This window comes from Chitinophaga sp. MM2321, from assembly GCF_964033635.1.
Lineage (GTDB): Bacteria > Bacteroidota > Bacteroidia > Chitinophagales > Chitinophagaceae > Chitinophaga.
On record NZ_OZ035533.1, the window covers coordinates 1,048,436 to 1,068,492 of the forward strand.

At 46.3% G+C, this 20,057-nt stretch carries 18 protein-coding genes; 10 read left to right on the plus strand and 8 right to left on the minus strand.

Features of this window, described 5'->3' with window-relative positions:
• Window positions 1-25: 25 nt before the first annotated feature.
• The 4 genes from ABQ275_RS03960 to tssD (ABQ275_RS03975) are packed head-to-tail and all read right to left on the minus strand — an operon-like array spanning window position 26 to window position 4,085.
• Window positions 26-1,411 (minus strand): hypothetical protein, encoded by a 1,386-nt coding sequence (locus ABQ275_RS03960; RefSeq protein ID WP_349316973.1) that lies wholly within the window; start codon window positions 1,409-1,411, stop codon window positions 26-28.
• Entirely contained in the window at window positions 1,411-3,222 is a 1,812-nt protein-coding gene (vgrG, locus tag ABQ275_RS03965) for a type VI secretion system tip protein VgrG (RefSeq protein WP_349316974.1), read from the minus strand. The genes ABQ275_RS03960 and vgrG overlap by 1 nt, the downstream gene beginning before the upstream one ends.
• Window positions 3,223-3,243: 21 nt before the next feature.
• Window positions 3,244-3,708: a hypothetical protein gene (locus ABQ275_RS03970; protein ID WP_349316975.1), complete on the minus strand. Its 465-nt coding sequence runs from the start codon at window positions 3,706-3,708 to the stop codon at window positions 3,244-3,246.
• Window positions 3,696-4,085, minus strand: coding sequence for a type VI secretion system tube protein TssD (gene tssD / locus ABQ275_RS03975; protein WP_349316976.1), 390 nt, complete (start codon window positions 4,083-4,085; stop codon window positions 3,696-3,698). The genes ABQ275_RS03970 and tssD (ABQ275_RS03975) overlap by 13 nt, the downstream gene beginning before the upstream one ends.
• 627 nt (window positions 4,086-4,712) lie before the next feature.
• Here tssD (ABQ275_RS03975) and ABQ275_RS03980 point away from each other — a divergent pair.
• The 5 genes from ABQ275_RS03980 (at window position 4,713) to ABQ275_RS04000 (ending at window position 11,303) form a co-directional block, all read left to right on the plus strand.
• Window positions 4,713-7,157 carry an ATP-dependent Clp protease ATP-binding subunit gene (locus ABQ275_RS03980; RefSeq protein WP_349316977.1) on the plus strand — a complete coding sequence of 815 codons (2,445 nt, stop codon included), beginning with the start codon at window positions 4,713-4,715 and terminating at the stop codon, window positions 7,155-7,157.
• A gap of 95 nt (window positions 7,158-7,252) precedes the next feature.
• On the plus strand, window positions 7,253-7,699 hold the full coding sequence (locus ABQ275_RS03985; protein ID WP_349316978.1) for a hypothetical protein: 447 nt from the start codon (window positions 7,253-7,255) through the stop codon (window positions 7,697-7,699).
• A gap of 38 nt (window positions 7,700-7,737) precedes the next feature.
• Window positions 7,738-9,114 (plus strand): DUF5458 family protein, encoded by a 1,377-nt coding sequence (locus ABQ275_RS03990; RefSeq protein ID WP_349316979.1) that lies wholly within the window; start codon window positions 7,738-7,740, stop codon window positions 9,112-9,114.
• 145 nt (window positions 9,115-9,259) lie between these two features.
• Complete coding sequence (locus tag ABQ275_RS03995; protein WP_349316980.1) at window positions 9,260-10,171, plus strand: hypothetical protein; 912 nt, start codon at window positions 9,260-9,262, stop codon at window positions 10,169-10,171.
• Window positions 10,172-10,184: 13 nt separating this feature from the next.
• Window positions 10,185-11,303 carry a lytic transglycosylase domain-containing protein gene (locus ABQ275_RS04000; RefSeq protein ID WP_349316981.1) on the plus strand — a complete coding sequence of 373 codons (1,119 nt, stop codon included), beginning with the start codon at window positions 10,185-10,187 and terminating at the stop codon, window positions 11,301-11,303.
• Here ABQ275_RS04000 and ABQ275_RS04005 read toward each other — a convergent pair.
• From ABQ275_RS04005 to ABQ275_RS04015, 3 genes are read right to left on the minus strand one after another with little or no spacing between them, the layout of a single operon-like run.
• Entirely contained in the window at window positions 11,213-13,039 is a 1,827-nt protein-coding gene (locus ABQ275_RS04005; RefSeq protein ID WP_349316982.1) for a hypothetical protein, read from the minus strand. The genes ABQ275_RS04000 and ABQ275_RS04005 overlap by 91 nt on opposite strands.
• 23 nt (window positions 13,040-13,062) lie before the next feature.
• The gene (locus ABQ275_RS04010) at window positions 13,063-13,494 is read right to left on the minus strand and encodes a GPW/gp25 family protein (protein WP_349316983.1); all 432 of its coding nucleotides are present in this window, start codon (window positions 13,492-13,494) and stop codon (window positions 13,063-13,065) included.
• A gap of 9 nt (window positions 13,495-13,503) precedes the next feature.
• A complete protein-coding gene (locus tag ABQ275_RS04015; RefSeq protein WP_349316984.1) occupies window positions 13,504-14,565 on the minus strand; it encodes a PKD domain-containing protein in 1,062 nt (353 codons plus the stop codon).
• 230 nt (window positions 14,566-14,795) lie between these two features.
• On the opposite strand from ABQ275_RS04015, the gene ABQ275_RS04020 reads away from it, so the two are divergent.
• The 5 genes from ABQ275_RS04020 (at window position 14,796) to tssD (ABQ275_RS04040) (ending at window position 19,019) form a co-directional block, all read left to right on the plus strand.
• The gene (locus tag ABQ275_RS04020; protein WP_349316985.1) at window positions 14,796-15,752 is read left to right on the plus strand and encodes a hypothetical protein; all 957 of its coding nucleotides are present in this window, start codon (window positions 14,796-14,798) and stop codon (window positions 15,750-15,752) included.
• A gap of 91 nt (window positions 15,753-15,843) precedes the next feature.
• Complete coding sequence (locus ABQ275_RS04025; protein ID WP_349316986.1) at window positions 15,844-16,698, plus strand: TssN family type VI secretion system protein; 855 nt, start codon at window positions 15,844-15,846, stop codon at window positions 16,696-16,698.
• A gap of 10 nt (window positions 16,699-16,708) precedes the next feature.
• On the plus strand, window positions 16,709-17,884 hold the full coding sequence (locus ABQ275_RS04030) for a hypothetical protein (protein WP_349316987.1): 1,176 nt from the start codon (window positions 16,709-16,711) through the stop codon (window positions 17,882-17,884).
• 48 nt (window positions 17,885-17,932) lie between these two features.
• Window positions 17,933-18,457, plus strand: coding sequence for a type VI secretion system TssO (tssO, locus tag ABQ275_RS04035; protein WP_349316988.1), 525 nt, complete (start codon window positions 17,933-17,935; stop codon window positions 18,455-18,457).
• A gap of 175 nt (window positions 18,458-18,632) precedes the next feature.
• Window positions 18,633-19,019 carry a type VI secretion system tube protein TssD gene (gene tssD, locus ABQ275_RS04040; RefSeq protein ID WP_349316989.1) on the plus strand — a complete coding sequence of 129 codons (387 nt, stop codon included), beginning with the start codon at window positions 18,633-18,635 and terminating at the stop codon, window positions 19,017-19,019.
• 78 nt (window positions 19,020-19,097) lie between these two features.
• On the opposite strand, the gene coaA is transcribed toward tssD (ABQ275_RS04040), so the two are convergent.
• The gene (gene coaA, locus ABQ275_RS04045; RefSeq protein WP_349316990.1) at window positions 19,098-20,054 is read right to left on the minus strand and encodes a type I pantothenate kinase; all 957 of its coding nucleotides are present in this window, start codon (window positions 20,052-20,054) and stop codon (window positions 19,098-19,100) included.
• Between the last annotated feature and the right edge of the window lie 3 nt (window positions 20,055-20,057).

Genomic DNA, 20,057 nt, shown 5'->3' on the forward strand with positions numbered 1-20,057 from the left:
ATTTCCAGCGGTATTTTTAATTTATTTAAGATGAAGACGCATCTTCGGTTTCCGTTTCTATCTGAGGTTGCATGATCATGCGGGTTCTTGACTTTTTCATTCGGTCTATCTCTTCCTTCCAGTTTTCGCCAAACAGTCTTTTCATTTTTTCATTGATATCGTGTACAACCGTGGTTAACTTATTCGTATAGGCGTAATCGTGATAATCACGCACGAGGTAGCTGTAAACAGACGTGGTTATTTCGTCATCATTCATTTCAATGCCGCCCTGGTAAGCCTGCTCCAGCACCGTATAATAGCGGCTGGTATCTTTGCGGCGGCATAACTCTGCTGCCTGGTACCAGGCATTCATGGCCTGCGGCAGGAACTTATGTTCCTGCGCGGTGGCCGCCTGTTTGATAAACCAGTCGATCGCTTCGGTAAACCGTTTCCTGATCTGTGCATAGGCGCCCTGGTAACCATAGAACTGTATCACCAGCGGCAGGCATGCCGGATCGCCGTGTTGCATACCCTGCCTGGCTATGCGGCCACCTTTTTCCAGCAGCAGTGGTAGCTTCGGGTCGCGCTTGAAGTTAAACAACATGCCCGCATACGAAATATGTGCTGTAGCAAATAATCCTTTGTTGCCGCTTCGCTGGGTACAGTCGAGCATGCGTTGTCCCCAATAATGCAGGCGTTTGAGGTCCTTGTCTTTTAAGGCGTTGCCCATTTCAAACAGGCATTTACGGTACTGCACTTCCGGGTCGTTGGGATTACCGGAGGTGGCCAGTTTCTGTATGGCGTTTTCCAGTTGTAATGGAATGTGCATGGAAAGCACCTGGCCGGGGAAAGGACGTTCGTTGATCGCAAGATGATCTTTATTCACATGGTCAATGACCAGCAATTTTATACCGGCGGGGATGCCTCTTTTCAGGAGGCTGGCAAGCCAGGAAGCGAAGCTGCGGGTATCGCTCACCTGCCGCGGCAGCAGTGCCAGCACCAGCTCCCGTGGCTGAAAGGGGAGTGCCTCGCGGAATGTTTGCAGCATTTGCAACAGGAGCGCATCCTGCGGCGCCTGTGCGTCATAGGCCAATGCCTGCCGGTAGGGGTGGGCGTCCCAATGAAGAGCCGCGCCGCGTTGTTCCATTTCTTTCAACAATTCGGTGCTGCCATCGTATGTTTCCAGCCAGTCTTTGATGAGGTTTGTACTAAAGGTGTCTTCATTTTCAAAAGGGGTGAGATGGGTAACAAACACTTCCTCCAACTGCCCATGGGCAGTGGACTCCAGTTTACAAAAACCTTCGTATAGCCGTGCTTCTTCCGGTTTGATAACCAGTCTCACCAGCCGCAGACCGGGCCTGTTGTATACGCCCTTCCGCCAATGCTGCTGGATCTTGTTGATTTCCTGTGCTATCGGATTGTGTTCATTCATCAGCAGTTCAGGTTTATCATACCGCCCTTAATATCTGTGGTGGCCTGTCCGTTTACCTTTATTTCAGTACTGTTAATCGTTACTTTGGTGTTGCCGGTTGTTTCATGATGTTCTGCCTTCATTTTCATGTTGGCATTGCTTTTCAGCTCATGCAGGGTTTGTGCGGTGGCGTGTATTTTGTCAGCATTGGAAACGATCTTGTTGGCGGAATTGTCTACCGTGATCTTCGCCGCACCTTCTCCGATGATCACTTTTTGTGAGCCTTTGAGATGTATTTCCTTTGAAATAAATTCTATTTTATTGGGAGCATCCACTACAATTTTATCATCTGTTTTAACGGTCACCAGTGTTTGTGATTGCACGGTAATATTGCCGGAACCATCCATGATCATGGTGCTGCCGTTTTTATCGGTAACGGTTACACTACCGGAGTTGTCGTCCAGTTGAATAAGGTTACCACTGCGGGTTTTGATGGCTTTCATATTATTTTGTGCATCGCCGTAACCACTTTTGGATTTGCCGTTGAATTTACTGCCAAGCACAAAAGGCATTTCTGCATTGCCGCCTTCAAATCCTACCACTACTTCTTCGCCTACTTCGGGTACAAAGTGAAAACCTGTACCACCGCCTGCTGCGGGCGACGCCTGCCGGAGCCAGGGGCTCAGTTCATTTTGCGTTTGCCAGAAAAACTGCACCCTGACACGCCCTAGCTTTTCCGGATCGTTGTTGTCTTTTACCAGCGCGCTTTGTATGTCTGCTTTGGGCACCAGGTGGGGGTTACTGTAAGGTGGCACTTTTACGTCGGCAGGTATGGCGGTAAAAGAACAATGGTAGTTGCCGGGGCCGCTGGCAAAATGTGTACAGGAGATGACCGTGTAGGCCGACTGACTGCTATCACTTGCAATGCTGATCCGTTGAGCGGGCATAACCGGTACCTGGCTGATGCCACTTACTTTTACGAAAGCGGCGGAAGTTACTTTTGTTTGCAGCTCCTTTACCTGCTTCAGTTCGTCGGATGTATAACCATGATGGATAAACGTTTGTTTGCTGGAATTAGCGGAATAGAGATCGTCAGAGGCCGACATGGACAGCTGCATGAGCGGATGGGAGCCGCTTTCTGCCTTCTGCGATTTTTCGCTGAGGGGCGAGGCTTTCATCGCATCATACGACACATAATTGATCCGTTGCGGGGTAACGGCAGCTACTGTTTTCAGGTTATGCAGGGTAACATCTTTTGTCAGCTTCACTTCTTTTTTCTGTATGTCGCCGATTACGAGGGTGTTGCCATCGTAATACATCCATTCACCGTAGCGGGCGGAAACCCTTGCCAGGAAGTCGAAATCGGTTTCATTATATTGAACGCAATAAGGTAATGGCTTTTTATAACCGGGTACGATCTGTGTTTTCAGCAGGCTGCTGCTGGCATCTTTCAACGCTCCCTGGATTACATTCTGTAATGATTGCTGATAGTAGGAAGAGCTTTGCGGAACATCATCCAGCAAAATGGTGGGGCTCACGCCGGATACCTGGAACCCGGTGGTGGCGCCATCTCCCTCCATCACCGCAATGCTGGTGATCAGCCCTTTAAAACGGAAATCATCAAAACTGATAGAGATCCCTTTGCCGATATAGCTTTCAACAATGTGCCGCTGATATGACAAATTGTTGATTACACCACCGGGCCGCCACAGGAAGCTGAAATAATGGTGGTTGCCAACGGATTGTTCCAGGGTTATATTATTAAACTCCACGGGGCCCGCATAACCTTCAATGCCTATTGCTGACTTTTTCAGAAATTTATCGTCACCCATAAGTATTACTTTGTAATAAGTTTAAAAATCATTTTTGTCGATGAATGCGCTTCCCGGAAAAGGATCCGGCATGTTAATGGAATGTACTTCCCGGCTTTTGTATAAACCGTTATGCGTCTCCTGAAATCCGCTTACCTGCTTTCCGAACTTTAATAAATTGGCTGGAAGCGTAGTATCGGCGGGTATTTCAGCCGCAGGTACTATAAATGTATGTAGCTCCTTTTTCTCCGGATCGATGCTAAAAGTTCCCACAGTCGGCACCTGTATATGCAGCAGGTTATTCTCCCGTACACAGTGGATGGAAGAAGCGGGTATAATTGTTTGGGTAAGACCTGTATTGTGCAGGAGTGCCGGAAGATGAAAAGCGATGGAAGTATGTTCGTAACCGGGCATATGTGTTGCAGGGCTATGTTCCAGGTGAAGAAGCATGAACCGTGCTACCAGCTTTATATTTTCGGGAAGGGCATGCATGATTAGTCCTCCCATTTCCTTTTGTATTCCACACTACCTATTTTCAGTTCACGCGCGGAAATAACGATATGTGTAACCATGGGACTACTACCGTTGTGGTGGTAGCTTTCATGGAACTGTACACAAATACCTTCCGAAAATTCAACCGTGCGTAAACTGGAGTCATGGTCGCGGCGTTTGAAGATGATGGTGCCGTCACGTTTTTCTTCCGGCGAAATCATCCACTGTACAAGGTCTGTATCCCTTGCCGATTCGAGTACCAGGGAAATAGCGCCGCCCCGCGGGAGTGTGCTGGGTTTGCCAATGGCATCTGTATGTTGTGAGAAGCCATAGTTGCACTCCAATACATTCGCTGATTTACCTCCTATGATAAGTTCTGCCTTGAAAGACATAAATAAGTTTTTATTACGTGAATGATCCGGTTTTTATGAAAGGCGCGATAATAACGTTGTTTGGGAAGTTATATCGCTGTAAAAACATGTTGAGAAATATGCAAATGATTAACAACAAAATATCGTTTACTCGGGCAAAAGGTTTTTCTCATGGGTTCCTTTTTATGGATGTTAATTAAACGGTTCTTCTTCTATGGGTCTTGCGAAAATAATTATTCTGCTGCATAAATAATCAATATGCCCCTTTTAATTTTTAACGGAGATGAATATGCTGTATCATATTTAATAGGTAGACATCCTATCTATATTTTTCTGTCTTTATATCTCCCGAAAAAAAATTATGCTTTATTAACATTATCCAGATTATTATATTTTTTTATATAAAATTAGTTTTAATTATTTATGAAGATGATTGACAGGTCTGTGTTCTGTGCTTTGTTACAAATAAAAATAACGCGCTTGGTTATCTTTATTTATTGAGTATAAATGGACGATATCATCCGCGTGTCAGTTTTTCTTGTGGATTGAATTTTATATAAATGTTTTCGCAGTATCTTTATGATGCCTCTTTAGGGAAGGTAGGAATACTCATTGTTAACTTGTTTTAGAAAAACCTGAATCATCCAAATGACCCTGTCGACGTTGACCATATTCGGCACTGATGTGCAGTCTGCCATCAGGATTTCGAAGGCAATAGCCAAGGACTTCCATCATGCGCAGTATACGCCTGCGCACTTGCTACGCGCGTGCATGCATAAGGAAACAGGGTTGACCACTGCACTGCATCAAATGGATATTGATGTTTATTACCTGGAAGAATGGGCAGAAGTAAGACTGGATGAATTACCGAGGTCATCGCGTCTGCCAGATGAAGCAGAGCCGGATGATGGCGCTGCTGCTGTGTTACAGGAGGCGATGCATATTATGCAGGAGCAGGATGCAACTGCAATGGATGCGTGGAGCCTGCTTATTGCGTTGTGTACACCAGGCGTAGGCTTCTCTTACGAACAGTTAAAAACATTCCCTTTTACCCGTGAACAATTAATTGCTGCCAGCAAAAAAAGCAAGGACAGCCCCACGAATAATACGACCACTACCAATACTATTAAACCGGGTGCGCTGAAATATGTGTACCGTATCACCGATCCGCAACTGCTCAAAACATTTCATCCGGTAATAGGCCGTGATGGAGAAATAAGGGTTATAACGGAGATCCTTACACGTAAGGACCGCGCCAGCGTACTTATCATAGGAGAAGGAGGTGTAGGTAAAACCGCACTGGTAGAAGGACTGGCCCGTGCTATCGTACAAAAGCAGGTACCCTTGCAGTTACACTCGTCCGAAATGTATGCACTGGACTATGGTGCATTTATTGCGGGGGCCGCTTATAAGAACGAACTGGAAGACCGGCTGCTGCAAATTATACAACAACTGAAACAAACGGGCAGGCATATACTTTTTATTGACAACCTGCACACTTTGCTCGACAAGCAATCCGGTGGCGGTATGGCCAATGTGATCAAGGCTTCGCTGGGCAAAGGTGAAATCATACTCATCGGTACCACTACGCCGGAAGGCTTCCGTAAACTGATAGAACCGGATGCCATCCTGCGCCACCGTTTTGAAACCATTACGTTGGCAGAGCCGGATGAAACACAGGCCACCCGCATGATCACGGCAGTAGTGCCTGTATATGAAAGTTTCTACCAGCTGAAGGTACCACCCGAAAGCATATACGAAGCCATCCGTTTGTCCAGGCGTTACCTGAAAGAGCGATGTCTGCCAGATAGTGCTATCAACCTGCTGGACCGGACCATGGCTGCTATCCGCGCCATGCAGGATACCGGCATCCCTTTATTGGATAGCTTACAGAAAGAATTTGATGCTATTATTAGTGAGGAATCCTTACAAAATGAAGATCTGCTGTGGTTTTATCGGCAGTTGATGGAACGCCTCGGTGCGCTCCTGTCCAGCAAGCTGCATACCGCACAGGAAGTACATAAAATAAGCGACACAACCGAATTACAGGCATACCTGCAACAACTGTTGGAGCAGCTTACCACACTGGTGGCTGCAAAGCAGGAGGTTGTTACGCCTGTGGATCTGGCAACCATGATTGCAGGGATCACCGGTATTCCGTTAGGAAAAATACAATCGCAGGAAAGAGAACGCCTCGTGAGTATGGACCTGCATTTACGCAAAAGAGTTGTAGGACAGGACCATGCATTAAAGGCAGTGGCCGACGCCATTCTTGAATCCAGATCCGGCCTCAGCAGGCCCGGTCAGCCAATTGGCTCCTTCTTTTTCCTCGGACCTACCGGAACCGGTAAAACAGAACTGGCCAAGTCTTTGGCAGATTTTTTGTTCCAGGACGAACGCTGCATGATCCGTTTTGACATGTCCGAATTTAAAGAGGAACACGCTGCTGCATTATTGTATGGCGCCCCTCCCGGATATGTTGGATATGAAGAAGGCGGTTTGCTGGTAAACAAAATACGGCAACAACCCTACGCCGTAGTATTGTTCGACGAAATAGAAAAAGCACATCCATCTGTATTTGATATTTTTTTACAGATCATGGATGAAGGAAAATTACACGACAGACTGGGAAAAACCGGGGACTTCTCCAACGCACTGGTATTATTTACGTCAAATATCGGCAGTGATGCCATTACCCGGTCCTTTCAGGATGGGGTAATACCTGCTTCACAACAACTCATGGAACTGATGGCCCGCCATTTCAGACCGGAGTTTTTGGGAAGACTAACAGAGATCGTACCCTTTGGGCCTATCCGCCAGGAGAACGTGGAGAAAATTTTTGACATTCATTTACAACATTTATTGCAGCTGCTACAGCAGCAACAGATTAGTTTGACCGTCACCCCGGCTGCAAGGAAACATCTGGCGATGATGGGCTATTCGCCGCAATATGGCGCCCGTCCACTGCGGGAAGTGATTCGTGGTCAGCTCCGCAAACCATTGTCCCGCATGATCATCGACGGTAGCCTGCAAAAGGATATGGTGGTAACGCTGGACCTGAAAGCTGCGCAATTAGATTGGTTAATCAGTTAGTTAACAATAAATACAACAGTAGTCAATTGTTTATTGGTCTTTTGGTTTTTTACATTCCAACATTCCAGAAATTCCAACATCAAAAAAATTTCATTATGAATGACAACTACGGAATTGGCGGCACAGAAGTGAAGCTGGACGCCAATGAAGCCATTGCGGAAATATCACATAACCGTACACTGTTTGCTGAAAAGCTCACCCAGCAAGCACCTGTAAAGCCTGAAATTGTGGAAGGGCTCACCTCCGTGGAGGCTGTCTTTGAAAATTTCAAACCCGAAGTAAATGTAAGTTTTCATGATGCGGAAGGACGCCCTGTTCCTGAGAAACTACAGTTTCATCACCTCGGCGATTTTGGTGTGAAAGGCATCACCGCGCAAAGCGCCTTCCTGAATGACCTTGCTACGGAAAAGGAACAATACCTGAAAATTATGAAGCACCTGAAAACAAACAAGATCCTGAAAACAGCACTGGCCGATCCGGATGCCCGTAAAGCCATGCTGGGCGCTGTTCGCGGCATGCTGAAAGATCTGAATACCAAATAATTAACAGTTCCTCATCCCGGAACATAACTTCATTCACTATGGCAGAATTACAGAAAAACCAGGCGTTGCAGGATCAGCAAAATGGGGGTCAGTCTTCCGCTCCGCAGGAAGCGGACCTCGCCCTGCACATTGAGGACCTGGCAAAATACGGCGGCTTCGACCTGTTGGAAGCAACCGTAGAAGGTGCGCAGAATCTCAACCCCGATCGTAAAGCGCGCCGCAATATATTTTTAACCGAAGCCGCCAAAAAAGCAGAAAGAGACAAGCTCAGAAAAACATTGTCCCTTTGGGAAAAAGTATTGTCTGACGCCACAGAACTCCCCGAAATGGTGGACTACTGCAATGAACATGCTGCTGAAGCCGACAGGGTATTATCCAACAACCTGGGGGAAGCGGTAGAAGGTACGCGCGAACTGGAACAAGCCTACCGCAACGTAGCACTGTTCTTTAAAAATACCGAAGCAGATAAAATAAAGAATATCTCTTTCATCAACGTAGAACTGGAACAACTCAAAGACCTGGACAACACCCGGTTTATTGATGCTATACAAACAGAACTGGTGAATAACTACGATCGCCTCGATCTGCGTTCCAACTACAGTCTGCTCGTGATCCCCGGCTACCTGGGTTCCAACAAGGTGTTGGAAAAATGGGCAAAAATTGCGCATGAAAATAAAACGATGCTGGTAACCGACTTCGCTCACCTGGATGCACCGGATGATGTGATGGAGATGTTTGAGCTGGCTAATCTTACCGGTGGGGAGATCCATCGTTCCAATGTGATCATGTCGTGTAACTGGCTGGTAGGCCGTGGTAAATTTGAAGAAGTAGGAGAACAGGACAACCTGTATGTACCGCCTTCCGGTGCATTGGCAGGAAAGATCTATAAAACGCTGATGTCGCAGGTAACCGCCGGTAAAAAGTTTGGCGGCATGAACGAAGTAGATGGGGTACGGTTTGAACTGAAGAAAAGTGAAATCGCCAGCCTGGAAAAAATGGGCCTCGTACCCATGGTAAAAGAATATGGAAAAGTAATGGCCTTCAGTGCCAAAACATTGTTTAACGGCGATAACCTGGGATTGCAAACCTATTCTGTGGTACGTGTATTCGATTTCGTTACCAAGGTGCTGATGGACTTCCTGAACCGCCGTGCTTTCGAAAATTTCAATGCCAATACCCGTAAGGACCTCATGAAGCAGATCATCCGCTTCCTGGATGGTATCACCGGCCCTGATAAGCTCATCGAGGATTTTAATATCCGCCGCTTTGAACAGGACCCTATTCAGAAAGATCGTATCCACCTGGATATTCACCTGAAGCCATACTTTCCTGCTAAGAACTTCCTGATCAAAATGGAAGGACAAAAAGGCGACGATGCTGCGGATTGGGATACTACCTACGAGCAGGATAAATAAAAGTTGTCAGCAGGAAGTAGCCCGTTTTCGCAGTTATGAAAGTATTTAGCAATCATCATCCTGCGGATGTCGGGTGGTATCCTGCTGAATGCTGACAGTTTTATATCTTGCCCTTATTCATGAAGAAAGTAAAAGAGAAGCAACAATGAAACAAGTGCTGTGTAGCTTTATAATTTGTTTGTTAATAGCAGGAACTGCCCGGCAGACGGCAGCGCAGGGAAAAGCCGACACGGTGCTGACCACCCGTGGCGCTGTAACCCTGATCACCTGCGGATCTCTCATCAGCACCTTTCAGATTGGCGACGGCAAAAATGCGGACTACGATTACCGGATCGTAGACGGTAACATGGTATTTGTAAGACCTACCGTAGCAACGCCCAGGCCCACCAACCTGATTGTACGCGAAGGCGAAAACATTCACTACATGATCATCGCATTCAGGGATAAAGTAGATCTTACCAGGCTGAAATATGCACTGTCGCCCAAAATGCAGCATGGTGCGCCCACCGTTGCCCAGAATGATAACGCGCCGGAAAAGCCTGCCAGGAAACGGGCTTCACGTGCCGGTAACGGTGATAGCAACGGTTTTTCACTGGACAATGTACCTGTGGAAGAAGGTGGCCTTATCAGCATTGACACAGTAACAGTCAGCAAAATTGCGGAAGACTTCGGAAAAGACAGAAAGGTAAACCATCAGTACGAAACAAAAGCAGACGGCATAAGCGTAGGCTATGCACAAGCGATGACGCTCAATAACATGAACTATTTCTGTTATCGTATCCGCAATAAAAACAAGGAGCCATACGAAATTGCAAAGATGACCCTCCTGCACAAGGAGAAAAAAGACTCCACCGTATTGCATACCATGACCATGCTCTATAAGCACGGTCCGGCAAGCGTTGCAGCGCACGATGAAGCCAGCGAAGTATTTGTAGTGCCTTCCAGGCTATTCAAAAAAAATGATGAGGTAGTCATTGTGATACAACCGGCATCCGGGGAGCAAGTGGTATTATACCTGCCCGCCACCGCACTGCCTAAGTATATGGTGACGAAATAATTATACCTGTTATATGAAATGTTTGTATCTGACAGGATTATTCATTTGTTTGTTACCGCACATCAGTACCGCGCAGCAGGTAGACTTCTGTGGCGAAACGGTACCGATGGAAAGAGATTTTGTATCTTATCGCCTGATGGATATCATCAAGCAGAACCTTCGCTACCAGGGGTATCTACCATCATTGCGACTCAAAGCAGAACAATATTTTCCCGTCATAGAGCCCATTCTGGCGCAATACCAGGTGCCACCGGACTTTAAGTACCTGCCTATTGTGGAAAGCGGTTTAACCAATGCCACCTCTCCCGTAGGCGCGCAGGGCGTATGGCAGATTATGCCCGGCACCGCAGCAGAACTGGGACTCTCCGTAGGAGCAGGATATGATGAACGCAATCACCTGATCAAAGCCACACACGCAGCATGTAAACTGATCCGCCTGTTGCATACCCAGCTGAAATCATGGACACTGGCAGCAGCAGCCTACAATGCGGGCTCCGGTAATATTTCCCGGAACATCCGCCGGCAGGGCAGTAGCGACTACTATCAACTGATGCTGAATAATGAAACGGCGCAGTATATCTACAAGATCATTGCCATCAAACAATTATTTGAAAGCCCGGAGTTGTATCTGCCTGGATTCGGGTATAATGTGTTTAATAAAAGCAGCAGCGATGGATCTGTTTTTTCCACACCACCGGCAGGCAACAGTCATGCAAAGGAGTTTAATACTATCCGTATCACCATAGGTAAGCATGCCCCAAAAAGAACATCCGTTGTTTATGCGGCGCGGCTGGAGCGAAACGCTTCTTTCCGGGATGGAGAGTTGGTGAGCCTCCGCTTGCAGGATGATTTGCAGGCTAGCGGGGTATATATACGAAAAAATGCCCTGCTCTCCGGTAAGGGGTGGTTGGTGAGCAATCGGGTGTATGTGGATCTGGGTTTTGGTAATACGGTGATCCTGTGTGCAGCCGATGGTAAAAAGGGTGTACCACCCGATCAGTTAAAGACCGGTGCTGATGTACAGTTGCTCAGCAGGGATGCTCACATCAGCACATCGTTGATGAAAATGCGGTATGGAAATGTATTGGCAGATTTTTCTTCCAGCTGGAGTAATAATTCTTCTTTGAGATAGTTAAGATTGGCCGCCGGGTATTTTGCAATAGGTTGTACCAGTGTGATATGTATATCCAGGGTACGGTTATAACCTGCACCGGTACCGGGTTGCAGCGCAACCCCTTTGGCTACTGTGGTGTTTTTCATCTCTTTACCAAAAACAGCACGACACAATGCTTTGATATCTTCAGGGGTTACAATCCTGTTGTGTGATAACAAATGAGCGCGGTAGAGATTGATTTTTTCATCAATATTCAGCCGGTCTTTTCCTCCTGTTGTATTGGTGAGCAGTGTAATGCTGCCGGGCTTTGTATGGATGGTACCATATTCCAGCAATTTGCTGCCCATGCGTATATTATTAGCCACCGTGCCGTTGGTAGAATAAAATTCTATAAAGATATAGGCGGCATTTTCCCGTGGCTTCACCATTACGTAGGGGATGTTTCCTTTATTGGCTCCCGGCTGCAATTGTTCTTCCAGTGAAGCGATGAGCTGATGCAGTTCCCGCATGCGGTTGGTTACATAGTCGTTTTTTACTTCCTCAAAAAGCGAGCTTTCATCCCGGATTACTTCCACCAGGTAGGCGATGATCTCTTTTGCTTCGCGGGAATCGAAACGGCCGATGCCGCTGCTGCGCACTACGAGTTCACCATCCTGCATCTGTCCGGCAGTGGAGAAGTTGCGTACGTAGTAGTCCGTTCCTTCCAGGTCATACACCCGTTTAATATCAAAAAAGATATCAGGTGTTTGCAGCGGGATGATGTTGAGGTATTTGTTGAGCTTGAGTGATTGTTCGTTGTTTTTTTTGTTGATGACAGGGAAGCAGTTGATACTGCAGTAAAGGTCTTCCAGCAGGGTGTGGTGCAATGCTTCGGGGAATTCTATCCTGATCCATTGTATGGCGTTATTCAGCCTGGCGGCTTCCTGTCCGAAGATGCGTGTCAGTTGTTCCGGTGTGCTCCCTGTGGGGCGTGTATACTTGTCCGTTACCGTGAGGAAGTGCCGGCGGAACCGCTGCAACACATGCTGACTGTAACGGGCATTTGTATCCACGGCTACCTGGATCATTTTATCCACTTCTTCTTCTGCTACTGAGCGGCTGTGGCGGTAGCCACCTTTTACGGTCAGTTCCCGGTCGTTGATAAAAAAGCGCGCCAGCGGGAGGTAGTGATAAAACATTTCCTGCTGGTGAATATTGCGGAGGTCGAAGAAAAAAGACATCCCTTCAAATCCCTGTTGTGTATCCTCCATAGACAACCCTATCCACAGGTGATTGGGTGGCGCGTCGGGGAGATACTCGCCTTGCAGGATCTGTTCTTTAAACCAGTTGTCGCGTGTTTCATAGATCTTGTTGCCGATGGCCAGGTATTGTACCTGTCCGCGGAAGAGGCGGTGGTCTGTAACAGGTGAAAAGAAAAGGTCCTGGGTATGACTGCCTGTTTTGGTATGATGAAAGAATTGGTGGCCGGCCTTGATATCTGCTGTTGCTTCTGTGGCTACTGCATGCAGTATACCATAGGAAGGCTGGCTGCTGGTGATGGGCTCCGGCATCATGATCTGTGCCAGTCTTTCCACGAGCCTTGCGTGTGATACATCTACGTCGCCGGAGATTTTTTCCAGTTCGCTGGCGCAGGCTTCCAGCAACAGTTGTACGATAGGATCGAAAGATGTTTCTACTTCCGCGTCGGGGTATCCCCAGAGGCGTGCCGCAGTTTTCAGCATCCGGTCTTTTATCCGTTCCTTTTTCTCTTTCATGTGAAGTGGTTAATAACAAATGATCAATCGTACGATAGCGGGCTGATGTAGAAATAACTGCTGTATTGAAAAGAATTGTTATTCTTGGTCAGCGTTCCGGAGATGGTGACCCGGATCTTTTTCTTCATTTTGTGTACCGGCGCCAACATGAGTTCTTCCTGGTTTACAGCGGCTACCACTCTTATCTGCCCCAGGCGCTTCTCGTAGCGGGTTACGGCCAGCTTTACTGCGGTTTCTATCTGCTCCTTTACTTCGTTGTTAGAGGCTTTGATATCGAAGTCGCGATCCCACCATTCGCAACCGTAATCGGGATCGTCTTTATTTTCTCCCAATACTGTTGTGATCAGTAAATGGATATGTTGTGATACGGATTCTTCCAGCGTAACGGCTGCCATATCCTTCTTTTGCAGGATCTGTGAGAAGTCCATCGGTAATTTATAATATCTCCCTTTCATCTTATCTGCTTAAAAAATTCCCAGAAATCCTTTCTTATCATACATAATCCTGATTTCTTTTACACAACCGTTCTCATCTTTTACCAGGTTTACTTTTTCTATTTTAAATTTCTTTTTACCATAAATGCGGGAGCAGAAATGGGAAAAATTATCGGTTTCTTTATCGTTGAGCAATACACGTGCACCCAGGTTATCACAAAGATATTTTGAGAAGTCGGCTGCATTTTTTTGCTTGTTGGTCACCTGTGTAAGCATGTATTGAAACTCGTCATCAGATACCGCCGGTACCCTTGGCTTTTCGGGCGCTGCCGGTATAGGTGCTGCTGCTGGCTCATCTACAGGGAAAGGAGCCGGTGTGTAATTATCACTGGCGGGTGCTGCCGCTTTTCCGGGGAATACACTGATGTGTTTCAACACCATGTGACTGCTATCATCGTTGATGATGAGTGACAACGTTCTTTCGCCTGGAGTGGAGAAGGTATAAGTAACGGATGAATTCGTATGTGTTTCAGCGTTATCCTGTACGAGCCGCCAGCTCCAGCTGCGTGCATTGGGTGTTTTATTAACGAAGGTGACGGCCCTGCCGGCAAGTGCTTCTGCTGGTCCTTCTATCACGGGGAATATATCGGCAGCGGTATTCACAGGTGTTTCGGAAATGCCCGTTACAATAATTACTTCTTTATTCCAGCTGCATTTACCGGATGTAAGCGTTACCCGATAGCTGCCTGCTTTGTTGAAAGCATGATACACCTGTGGTCCGGCTACATTGGCGGAGGAATCACCAAACTCCCAGGTGAAATCAGTACTTTTTTTATCTGCACTTTCTGCATGGAAGGTAATGACTTCTCCCACTGTATATGCTTTACCGGTGCTGTGTTGTTTATGGCTGAGTACAATATTGGTGTTGGTACAATCTTCCTTTACATCCATCTGAAAGGCAAGCAGGATAAGGCTTGCAACAAACAGGCCCAGGAATGTGTACAGTACCATGGGGTCAACATGACTGGCAATTTTCCCAAAGGGTCTGAATGAATTTACTTTACGTTCATTTTCGGGTTTACGGGGCGCCATCGGTTTTTCAGGTTTTTACAATTTTAATATTTTTTTAGATAAATTGCCGTAGTTAATTGCACAGAATTTTTTTTAATGCTCAAAATTTAAGCCACAGAATTAAAGCAATACGCTATTTTTGCTGGTAACAGTTAGCCCGGAAAGCCATAGTCCTTTGAATAGAAAATAGATAGTTATGCTAACCGTTTATCGTTAATAGCGAAACCCGGAAAAACCTAAATAATCCTCTTATGGTAAACAACGCCCAAAAGGCTGCGGTGCTGGAAGAAGTGCTTGACCATGTAAACGCGTTGCCCTACGATGTAAGGGCCGAAGTGGTGGTGGGCGAATTACTCGATAATCATGTACGGGAAGAAGAGATCGTGGTGGTGATGGAGAATGTGTTTACCCGTTCATTCAACAAGGATATTTTACATGCAAAACTGGATGACAGCCAGCCATATCAACCTTACATTGCCTTATCGCTTTCACGCGATGGCATCTATGACAGGTTGCCGGAAGGTTTATTCCATGAATTTTCACAACAGCAGCAACAGTACGGTACCGCCGACATGGTGGCCCGTTATAAAAAACAACAACAACAGCAACAGCAGGCACGGCGTTTTTTTCAGCCACTGGAAAATGAGTTTTTCCTGCAACGTGTATTCCTGGAGCAACGGGAAAAACACCTGTTATTTGATGTGTTTGGGAAAGATGCAGACCAGTTGTTCCATGTTTTCTGGGAACTCCCCGACGGACTTCCCGGTGCAGCAGCCAACAGGTTGGTAAAGCTGCTTCCATATATGCACCGCATAGCCGGTAATATGACGCTGGTGAAATTATGCCTGCAACTTGTACTGGAGCAGGAGGTGGAAATAGTGCGGGACCAGGCACCACAGGCCGTTGTGTCCGGTAGCAGCGCGCCCCTGGGTGCATGCGTACTCGGTGTAGATACCATGGTGGGAGAAGTGTTCTATACAGACATGCCCCACATTACGGTAACGATAGGTCCGCTACAACGCCAACGGATATATGATTATTTACCATGGCAGCCTTACGGTCGTTTGCTGGAAACATGTTATGGCTATCTTTTTCCGGCGGATATAACTATTTCCACACTGCTGGAACCGCATCCGGAAGAGAAAACAGTTACCGTATCTGACCGGTTGCCTGAAGAGGGGATCGCTGGATATAATTTTTTCCTGTAGCTGGAATTATTTTTGCTGATACTGCTAACGCATAAAAAAGTCGAAATGTGCAGCACCCAAAAACAGAAAAACCTGACATATCAGAAGAACTATGAGATACACTGCTAAATTCTATTTGATGCTGGCCGGCGTAATGGCCGTGGGTTCTATCCTGGTGGCTTTACTCAGCAGATACATTAAAAATTTCAGTCTTTATAAAAAGAAAGCACTGTGGTATTTAGTATGTACAACGTTGGTGTTTGCTGTCATCAGTTCCATTCCTTTTCTTTTTACGCATCAGAACCTGATGAGCCAGTACCTCTTTTATGAAGTGTGGTTTTTAGGATTAGGTATTGTGCACTGCCATTTTATGTATACACGTTTCTGGGCCAATGAAACCACGCTGCTGTCGGAGCTGTCTTTCATCATCGCCATCTGGTTATTCGGCGGTATTGCATTTGTACTGGTACATCGTTTACTTAATAAGGATACCTTCCTTTATTATCCCATGCTGACCAGCATGTTTTCTTTTGTACTGCCTACATTTGTTTATAAAACTTTTGAGAAGATGATGGCCATTCCTGTGAAAGTGCATAAATGGTGGCAATACCCGATGTATAAGGATGTGCCGGAAGTGAATGAAGAAGAAATGAAAGACCTGATCGTGATAGGACTGGAAATGGAAAAAGGACTGCGGGATCATAACCGCACGTATTTCCGGGCACGCACGCCTATTAAAATGGATCTCGGTGATCTTTTTTATCATTTTATCAATGATTATAATGACCGTTATCCCAATACACCGATTGATTTTGCGGATACCAACGGACAAGCCTATGGCTGGGTGTTTCACCTGAAGCCGCGGTGGTTCGGATCTGCCAAAACACTGGACCCTAACAAGGCTGTGTTTATGAACGGGATCAGGGAGAACAGTGTGATCATTTGCAACAGAATTACGTTATCCTAAAAGTATTATTATGGCGGAGCCGTTAAAACATTTTCCCGTAAACTGGGTAGACGGGATGAAGATAAAAAAACAGCATTTCATTGATACTGAAAATGCGATGCTGGATCAGATCAGGGATGCGCTTTCCTGTGGCTTGCATGCGCTGAACTATGGCTTGTTGCCGCCCAAAGCAGAAAATAAGGAATCGCTCCGTTGCTGGTTTGTAACCGATAACCAACAGCAATGGCGGATCAAGCTCACGGAATGCCGCGCTGTTACCCCCGGCGGCGGCCGCATTGAAATCCCGGAGCATACCGTGCATTCCCTGAAGTATGCCACCACTTTTCCGGAAGCTACTTACACATGGGACCCCAGCCATACGGAAAGTACTTACTACGTGCTGATGCAGGTAAATCCGTTTAACCGGCAGCCCAGCGGTGAGCCGCTGCTGGAAGAGGAGCCGCCGCGACTGCCTTACGCTACGCCTGAATATAGTTTGTATATCTCTCCAGCCTCTCAGTTACCGCAAGGACAACTGGGCAGTTACCAGATGGTGCTGGCTAAAATAACAGTAGCAGATGGAAGACCACAGATGGAAGACGATTATATTCCACCTTGCAGCATCGTGGGCGCACACCCCGCATTAATAGACCTGCATCACGAACTGGATCAGTTTTTAGGACAGATGGAATTGTACGGCGTACATATCATACAAAAAATTTATGGCCGCAATCAGAATAATGATCTGGCACTGGTAGTATTGTATATCACGGAAAAGATGGTGCAGTTTCTCGGTACCAGGATCACACAATTCCGGTGGCTGTCCTTAAATCAGCCGCCTGCGCAGATGCTGGAAATTATTGCCGGGCTGGCCCGTACCATGAAGAATGCCATTGATCAGCGCGCGGGTGCCGGTAAGGAAGAGTTGCTGAATTACTTTTCCGAATGGTGCGAGCTGCGGCAGGGTGAGCTGGAAAACCTCATGATCAATTGTGCCAACATCCGCTACAGGCATATCGATGTACGCGAATGTCTTCAGCCGATGATCCCGTTTGTGCGGGCAGTGAATAAACTGTTTGAAAGCCTGAGCAGGCTGGATTACATTGGCCGTAAACAGGATAGTAACATCTTCGTAAAAGAAGAGTCCGCCGAAGATGCAGAGTATCTGCGTAAACATAAAACCAAAAGATGGTTCTTTACGGATTAGTTTTTTTTGCGGGACCCATTACTTTAATTATAAAACTCATCAACTGATATGCAAGTATTAAACAAGCAGGAGAGGACTACTTCTTTTATGTGGTTCCTGTTATTTTTCCTGATAACAGTGGCGCTGTTTGTAGTGGCGGTATTTTTTAATTACCAGGTGCCTGCGCGGGAGAATGCATCGCTGCGTAAAGAGTTGAGCACATTCAGGCAGGAACAGGCTTTCCAGGCGGAGTTCCTGCAAAAGCTGGATAAGGTAAAGCGTAACCTGGATTCTATCAACCTGCCCAATCAGAATGCCAACTACATGGATCAGGTAATAGCAGCATCTCTTGCAGATATGCGCAATTCCATTCCCAAAGAGGCGGTAACACATTACGGGCTGTATGATAATGTAGTGCAGAACTGTTTATCGTTGCAACAAACAAAACAGCAGCTGCGTGAATTACAGCATGCGCAACAGGATATTGCAGGGCTGAAGGAACAGGTGATGGATCTGAATAGCAAGCTGGAAAGTAAGAGCAGGGATCTGGATAATTGCAGACAGATGATGTTGCTCAATAGCCGTGCTCACTAACCGATACGACTGTATTAATATAAATAAATATCACAATAAAATTTATTTGTTAAAGTGATAAAAAAATATAGTTAGTGTTCCTTACTAAAAATTTAATGTTTTATATTTGAAGCTCATACTTTATTGGTATTAATTAGGTTTTATTCTTTATTGTAACCTTAAAATTTAACCCAACATGTCCTTCAAATCAGTACTGACAGTAAATGGTGAGAACTACAATGTTCAACATGCCGCTTACGATCTTAGCCAGGAAACAGATGCTACGGGCCGTCCCTCCGCCATTACACGTGGTGGCCGCATCAAATTGACCGTAGAGTCAAACGGAAAAACAGATCTCTTTGAGTGGATGGTTAACAACTTTGAAAGAAAAGATGGAACCATTACGTTCTACAAAAGAGACACTGATTCCAAATTGAAAACATTGGATTTTAAAGAAGGTTATCTGGTGAAATTCGAAGAGTCTTTTGACTATGAGAATAAAAACCCGATGGTAATTTCCTTCACCATTTCCGCCCGTGAAATTAGCATGGGCAATGCCAAGCATGTTAATGAATGGGTGTGATACACTCCCGGCATTATGCAAAAAAGGGCTTTCGGAAGAAAGCCCTTTTTTATGTCTGAAAATTTAAAAATTTATCGGCTATGTTTTGCGCAATTGGATGGCCTGTACAAAATGATGATGCCCTTTTTCAAGGATCAGGCTGGCGCGGTAACGGGTAGGCGCAATATTCTGTTCCAGGTTAGGTTTGTTGATATCATCCCAGATCTGTGTAGCCAGTTCCACCGTAGCGGCATCAGAGAGATGGGCATAGCGGTGGAAGAAAGATTCCGGATTCTGAAAGGCCGTGCTGCGCAGTGATTCAAACCGGGCGATATACCATTTACGGATATCTTTCTCTGCTGCATCTACATAAATAGAAAAATCAAAAAAGTCAGATACAAACACCGCAGGATCTTTTTGTTGTTGCCGGGGTCTTACCTGCAACACATTTACGCCCTCTACAATCACAATATCCGGCTGTTCTATCCATTGTAGCTGTCCGCCCAGTACATCGTATTCAAGATGTGAGTACAAGGGCGCTGCCACCCGCTCTTTACCCGACTTTACATCAGCGAGGAAGTGGATCAGTCTTTTGATATCATAACTTTCAGGGAAACCCTTTCTGTTCATGCTATCATTTGCTTCCAGTATTTTGTTGGGATAGAGAAAACCGTCTGTAGTCACCAGGTCTACCCGCGGATGATTGGGCCATGCCTGCAATAATTTTTGCAGCACTCTCGCTGTTGTACTTTTGCCAACTGCTACACTACCGGCAATACCAATAATGTAGGGCACTTTATGTGCCTGGCTGCTGAGGAAATTACTGGTCGCCTGATGCAGTTGTTGTGATGCTGTCACATACAGGTTCAGGAGATGCGCCAGCGGTAAATATACCTGCGTGATTTCTTCCTGTGTGAGTGGTTCGTTCATGCCATGAAGCGACTCCAGGTCGTAATCCTGTAGTTGCAGCATAGCATCACCGCTTCTTTCAGCCCACTCTTTGCGGGTGAAGGAGACATAGGGCGTGTAGCGGTCGCGTTTAAGAGAGGTGGTCATTAT